Origin of the sequence: Bradyrhizobium sp. (genome assembly GCF_016462955.1) — a bacterium.
GTDB lineage: Bacteria > Pseudomonadota > Alphaproteobacteria > Rhizobiales > Xanthobacteraceae > Bradyrhizobium.
In genome coordinates, this window is record NZ_JAEMSD010000420.1 from 1 (window position 1) to 6,122 (window position 6,122).

The 6,122-nt window shown below is 63.6% G+C and carries 6 protein-coding genes; 3 read left to right on the forward strand and 3 right to left on the reverse strand.

The window, feature by feature from the left end:
- Positions 1–393: DUF4332 domain-containing protein (locus JHD07_RS30345; protein ID WP_291628819.1), on the reverse strand; the 393-nt coding region annotated here is incomplete at its 3' end.
- Positions 394–417: 24 nt separating this feature from the next.
- Positions 418–783, reverse strand: a complete 366-nt coding sequence (locus tag JHD07_RS30350) for a DUF2267 domain-containing protein (RefSeq protein ID WP_291628820.1) — start codon at positions 781–783, stop codon at positions 418–420.
- Positions 784–1,129: 346 nt separating this feature from the next.
- Between JHD07_RS30350 and JHD07_RS30355 the strand changes: the two genes are divergently transcribed.
- From JHD07_RS30355 to JHD07_RS30365, 3 genes are all read left to right on the forward strand, one after another.
- Positions 1,130–2,758, forward strand: a complete 1,629-nt coding sequence (locus JHD07_RS30355; protein ID WP_291628822.1) for a helicase HerA-like domain-containing protein — start codon at positions 1,130–1,132, stop codon at positions 2,756–2,758.
- Positions 2,759–2,855: 97 nt separating this feature from the next.
- The gene (locus JHD07_RS30360; RefSeq protein ID WP_291628823.1) at positions 2,856–4,184 is read left to right on the forward strand and encodes a glycosyltransferase family 87 protein; all 1,329 of its coding nucleotides are present in this window, start codon (positions 2,856–2,858) and stop codon (positions 4,182–4,184) included.
- A 23-nt stretch (positions 4,185–4,207) separates the two neighbouring features.
- Entirely contained in the window at positions 4,208–5,602 is a 1,395-nt protein-coding gene (locus tag JHD07_RS30365; RefSeq protein WP_291628824.1) for a M20/M25/M40 family metallo-hydrolase, read from the forward strand.
- 201 nt (positions 5,603–5,803) lie between these two features.
- On the opposite strand, the gene JHD07_RS30370 is transcribed toward JHD07_RS30365, so the two are convergent.
- The coding region (locus JHD07_RS30370) for a class II aldolase/adducin family protein (protein ID WP_291628825.1) at positions 5,804–6,122 on the reverse strand (319 nt) is incomplete at its 5' end.

Consider the following 6,122-nt stretch of genomic DNA (forward strand, 5'->3'; position numbering starts at 1 on the left):
CGGCGGCAGCTTCTTGGCCTTGGCGATGATGTCGCCGACCGACTTCTCGGAAGGCAGCACGCGAACGAGCTTCTTCTTCTCGTTGGCCTCGCGCATGCTCTGCGCCAACCTTGCCGGATTTCGATAGGCGAGCTCCCGCACGGTGGTCACGCCGGCGGCGCGGACCAGGCCGACCTTGGCTCTGCCCATGCCGGGGATGCGCATGTAGTCGGAGACGTTGGCCCATTCCAGCAATTGCTGCTCGCTGATGCCGGTCTTGGCCGAAAGGGCCTTGCGGCCCTTCACGGTGGAGGCGGCCTCGAGCAACGCGTCGGTCGTGCGGATTCCCTGCGCCTTCAGCTTGTTGGCGGCAAAGGTCGGCAGGCCCTCAATCTCGGAGATCGGATATGTCATGATGCTCGATGTGAAAAGCGTCGCTCAGGCGAACTGGCTCAGGCCCGGCGTCCCCGCGATGATCTTGCCCATCTGATCCGCTCCGATTTTGTCTCGCCCGTAGCGGAAAAGTTCACGGGCGACGTTCTGTATGTCGGACATTCCGAGGCCGAGGCCCATCAGGCGCGTGCCGACCGCCATCAAGCCGCCGCCCATCAGCCGCGACAGGCCGCCGCCGCTCTTCGAAGCCTCGATGGCAGCTTCTGCTCCGGGGATCTGGTCGATCAGGGCCTGCACGCTCTCGGAAGGACCCTCGCTGCGGAGGAAGCCCAGGATAATGCCGACGGTCTTTTCGGCGACAGCACCATCTATGCTGGCGTTTGTCGCCAGCCGTCCGATCAGCTCGTCCATAAAACCCGCCCCTCAACCGGTTTACATGCCGGAGTCTTGCTTTCGAAAATGATCTTGAGCCGGTGTGATGTGAAATTCAAGCGATGAACGCACGCGCTGCCGCGATTCATCTTCGAACCCGCGAAGAGTGTTGCTGCCGTGCAAGAGCGAAGACGGAATCGGCGAAAAATTGCTGCCTCCGAACACCTCATTCCGACTTTCGGCTGATGTCTCCGTCCGTTTCCGACGATGTCGCACGCCTGGAACGCGTTGAACGGTTTAAATTGGTGCGCGACATGCGTAAACTACGGAACTGGTGCATTCGGGTTTCGATACGCGAAACCACGCAGAGAGATCAGAGAGAATAATGACCGCACAGGACAGCAAGCTCGGCGATACCGACGAGAAGATCTTCGTCGGCAAGGGAGACGAGCAGGCATGGCTGACGCTGGCGCTCGCCAATCGCCACGGCCTCGTCACGGGTGCAACCGGAACCGGCAAGACCGTGTCGCTGCAAGTGATGGCGGAAGGATTTGCGCGCGCCGGTGTTCCGGTCTTCGCAGCCGACATCAAGGGCGACCTCGCCGGCATCTCGGAAGTCGGCGAAGCCAAAGACTTCATTCTCAAGCGCGCCGGCGAAATGGGTCTCAAGTTTCAACCGGACCAGTTCTCGACCGTGTTCTGGGACGTGTTCGGCGAGCAGGGCCACCCCGTGCGTGCGACCGTCACCGAAATGGGGCCGCTGCTGCTCGCGCGCATGCTCGACCTGAACGACGTGCAGGAGGGTGTTCTCAACGTCGCCTTCCGCGTCGCGGACGAGAGCGGCCTGCCATTGTTGGACATGAAGGATCTGCGATCGCTGTTGGATGCGATCGTGCCCGCCAGCGGCAAGAAGGGACCGGATGCTGAGGAAGATCCGTTAGCAGAGATCCGGAAGGCCGCGCAGAGCTTCGGCAATGTGAGCAAGGCGACGGTGGGCACCATTCAACGCCAGCTGCTGGTGCTGGAAAACCAGGGCGGAATGAAATTCTTCGGCGAGCCTGCACTGGAGCTGAAGGATTTCATGAAGACCGATAGCGACGGTCGCGGCATCGTCAACATCCTGGTTGCCGACAAGCTGATGGAGAGCCCCAGGCTCTACGCGACGTTCCTGTTGTGGTTGCTGTCGGAGTTGTTTGAGGAATTGCCGGAAGCCGGCGACCTGCCGAAGCCAAAACTGGTGTTCTTTTTCGACGAGGCGCATCTCTTGTTCAACGATGCGCCGAAGGCGTTGATGGACAAGATCGAGCAGGTGGTTCGTCTGATCCGTTCCAAGGGCGTCGGCGTCTATTTCGTCACCCAGAATCCGATCGACGTGCCGGACAAGGTGTTGGCCCAGTTGGGCGGTCGCGTGCAGCATGCGCTGCGCGCCTTCACGCCGCGCGACCAGAAGGCGGTCGCCGCAGCGGCGCAGACCTTCCGGCCCAACCCGAAGCTCGACACCGCCAAGGTGATCACGGAGCTCGGCAAGGGCGAGGCACTGGTGTCCTTCCTCGAGGGCAACGGCACGCCTTCGATGGTGGAGCGGGTGATGATCCGGCCGCCGACGGCGCGGATCGGGCCGATCACGCCCGAGGAGCGCAAGACGATCATGAGCAGGAGCCCGGTGAAGGGCAAATACGATACCGCAGTGGATCGTGAGTCCGCCAGTGAGATGCTGCAGAAGCGCGTGGCCGGCACGGCTGCGCCTGCCGACGCACAAAATGGTGGAGCCGGCGCAGGCGGCGGAATTCTTGGGCAGTTGGGCACGATCGTCGGCACCATCTTCGGCACCAACGTCAAGCGCGGCCGCCTCTCGACCGGCCAGGTCATTGCACGGGACGTGACGCGATCGGTGACCAACCAGGTGATCGGCGGGCTGGCCGCCAATGTCGGCAAGTCGATCGGCGGCCAGCTCGGCGGCTCGATCGGCCGCACGCTGGTTCGCGGCGCGCTCGGCGGATTGCTGCGGCGGTAGGCAGAACGCCGAAGCGGTACACATTCAGGTGAGGGGACTCTCCAATCCTTTGCCGGTCTGTTACGTCCTGTTTTCGCCGCCGCAACAGGACCGCATTGTGACCACGCCCGCACCGTTTCCCAAGCCCGACGCACCCAGACGCTTCTCGCCACGTGCGCCGCTGGACCTGTTCTTTCTGTTTTGCTGCGTTCTCCTGACGGCCGACGTGCTCGTCCCCGAGATCTTCGGCCGCGGCAAGACCAAGGACTATCTGCTCTGGTACTGGGCGGGGCAGCAGGTGCTGGACGGCGCGCCGCTCTATCCTGCCACGCCGCAGGGTTATTTCGACTTCATCTATCCGCCGCTTCCGGCGATCCTGCTGGCGATCCCGAGCTGGTTCGGCAAGATTCCGCTCTACGTCGTCCTGTCGGTCTTGAACGCCGTGGCGTGGTGGTACACCGGGGCGCTCTCCCAGGTCATGACCGGCTCGGACCGCAAGCCTGGCCCCTGGCTGGAAGCGCTGCCGGCCATCGTCACCGTCACCTTCGTGTTCGACATGTTCGATCTCGGGCAGCCAAATCTCCTGCTGCTGGCGATGATGCTCTACGGTTTCTGGAGCTTGCGGCAACATCGGTCGTGGCTCGCCGGCTTCATGTTCGCGCTCGCCGCTGCCATCAAGGTGTTTCCGATCGCCGTGCTGCCCTATCTGCTCTGGCGACGCAAATGGGCCGCCCTCGCCAGCACGATCGTTTTCACCGGCATTCTGCTCTATGTCCTGCCGGCCCCGATCCGTGGCTTCGAGCGCAACGCGGCCGAACTTGCCACCTGGTACCAGGGCATGGTCGGGACGAGCTCGGAAAAGGGCTTCGGCCAGCGCGACGAGCAGAACTGGTCGTGGGTCAACCAGTCCCTCATCGCGGTCACGCATCGCCTGGTCCGGCCGATCAACTACAATCAGGATGATCCCAGGAAGCCGCCGCGCACGATGAACGTGATCGACGTCGACTACCGAACGGCGAACTGGATCGTGCTCGCGCTGGCGGTGCTGCTCGGGCTCGGCTTCGTCGCAATCATGCCGCGGCAAGCGCACCGAACCGCGCGCTCCGATGCCGAGGAGCTCGGCATTCTGTTCTGCCTGATGACGGTCGCCTCGCCTTTGGCCCGGCAATACTACTTCATGTGGCTGTTCTTTCCGATGACGGTTCTGATGCATCGCGCGGCCTTCGACACGCGTGCGCGCGTGCGCCTCGGAACCTGGCTCGCTCTCGCTGCGGCCGGTATCCTCATGCTGCTGTCGCTGCCGTGGTTTCCGACCCTCATCCAGGCCTGGGGCAACAACCTCGCTGCGACCGCCATCCTCGCGGGGTGTCTCGCCTGGCACATCAGGCATCCGCCGGTTGCGGCTAGCTCCCACGCCGCCGTGGCGCTAAAACCCGGGACCTCTTGAGACCAACAGTCAGGATCGCAATCATGGCCAATGCGCAGCTCCAATCCGTGCTCGACCCCAACGACAAGGATTTCGACAACAGCCTGGAGCGCCTGTTCTCGTTGTTGCGGATCAAATCGATTTCGGCCGATCCGGCCTTCGCTAATGATTGCAAAGCTGCGGCCGAGCATCTCGCCAGGGACATCGCCAGCCTCGGTGTCGCCACCGAGGTGAGGCCGACCGCGGGCCATCCCGCCGTCGTCGGCAAGACCGGCGCGGGCGGGCGGCCGCACGTGCTGTTCTACGGCCATTACGACGTGCAGCCGGTCGATCCGCTCGATCTCTGGCACCGTCCTCCGTTCGAGCCCGTCGTCGCCGATCATGCCGACGGCCGCAAGATCATCGTCGCGCGCGGCGCCGAGGACGACAAGGGCCAGGTGATGACCTTCGTCGAGGCCTGCCGCGCCTGGAAGAAGGTGACGGGCTCGCTGCCGGTCGACGTCACCTTCCTGATCGAGGGCGAGGAGGAGGTCGGCTCGAAGAATTTCGTGCCCTTCATCGAGGCCAACAAGGACGAGTTCAAGGCCGACTACGCGCTGGTGTGCGACACCGGCATGTGGGACCGCAACACGCCGGCGATCACGACCTCGCTGCGCGGCCTGCTGTACGAGGAGCTAAAGATCACCGCCGCCAATCGCGACCTGCATTCCGGCGTGTTCGGCGGCACCGCGATGAACCCGATCCGCCTGCTCACCAAGATCCTGGGCGGCCTGTTCGACGACGACAACCGCATCACCATCCCCGGCTTCTATGACGGCGTGAAGGATACGCCGCCCGACATCCTGGAGCGCTGGAAGAAGCTCGATTTCACGCCCGAGACCTTTCTCAAGCCGGTCGGCTTGTCGCTCCCGGCGGGCGAAAAGGGCAGGCTCCTGGTCGAGCAGGCTTCGACGCGGCCGACCTGCGACGTCAACGGCATCTGGGGCGGCTATATCGGCGAGGGCTCCAAGACGGTGATTCCCTCGCATGCCTCGGCCAAGGTCTCGTTCCGCCTGGTCCAGGGCCAGGACCCGCAAAAGATCCGTAAAGCCTTCCGCGACTACGTGACGGCGCGCATTCCGGCGGACTGCAAGGTCGAGTTCGGCGACCACTCCGCCGGGCCCGCGATCGCGCTCGACTGGACCATGAAGCCGCTTTCCGCCGCCAGCAAGGCGTTGACGGAGGAATGGGGCAAGGAGACCGTGCTGATGGGATCCGGCGCCTCGATCCCGATCGTCGCCGATTTCAAGCGCACGCTCGGCCTCGACTCGCTGCTGGTGGGATTTGGCCTCGACGACGACAACATCCACTCACCGAACGAGAAATACGACCTGCAGAGCTTCCAGAAGGGCATCCGCTCCTGGGCGAGGATTCTCGCCGCATTGGCCGAGGTGAAATAGCGCGAGGTGCCGTAGGGTGGATTAGCCGAAGGCGTAATCCACCAACCGATGCGCCTGCTCCGAGAGAAGAGGTGGATTACGCTTCGCTAATCCACCCTACGAATTTCACGAAACAAAAACGCCGCCCGGAATTGGGCGGCGTTTCATTCCAAAAGGCGTAGAGGTTCGTTGGGCTCTACTCTACACCAGATCCCGACAATCTCAAGACCTGTAGCCCGGGAGCTCGCGGTCGAGCTTGCGCAGCAAGGGCGGCCACACCAGGGTGGTGGCGCGCAGCTCGGCGCGGTCGCGGTTGGCGAGCAGCTCGGTGTTCTTGTCGATCGCGCTGTGGTCGACCGGATAGACCGGGGTCCCCAGCGCGCGCGTGCGCACCTGCATCGAGCAGGCGCGCTCGAGGTGATACATGCGCTCGAACGCGGAGGCGACCGAGCGGCCGACCGTCAGCGTGCCGTGATTGCGCAGCAGGAGATGGTTCTTGGTGCCGAGATCCTTCTGGATGCGTGGGCGTTCGTCGTGGTCG

What these genes read in the sequence shown, in the direction of transcription:
- JHD07_RS30350 (WP_291628820.1), bottom strand. Translation starts at nt 783, where the DNA reads ATGGACGAGCTGATCGGACGGCTGGCGACAAACGCCAGCATAGATGGT.
- JHD07_RS30355 (WP_291628822.1), top strand. Translation starts at nt 1,130, where the DNA reads ATGACCGCACAGGACAGCAAGCTCGGCGATACCGACGAGAAGATCTTC.
- JHD07_RS30365 (WP_291628824.1), top strand. Translation starts at nt 4,208, where the DNA reads ATGGCCAATGCGCAGCTCCAATCCGTGCTCGACCCCAACGACAAGGAT.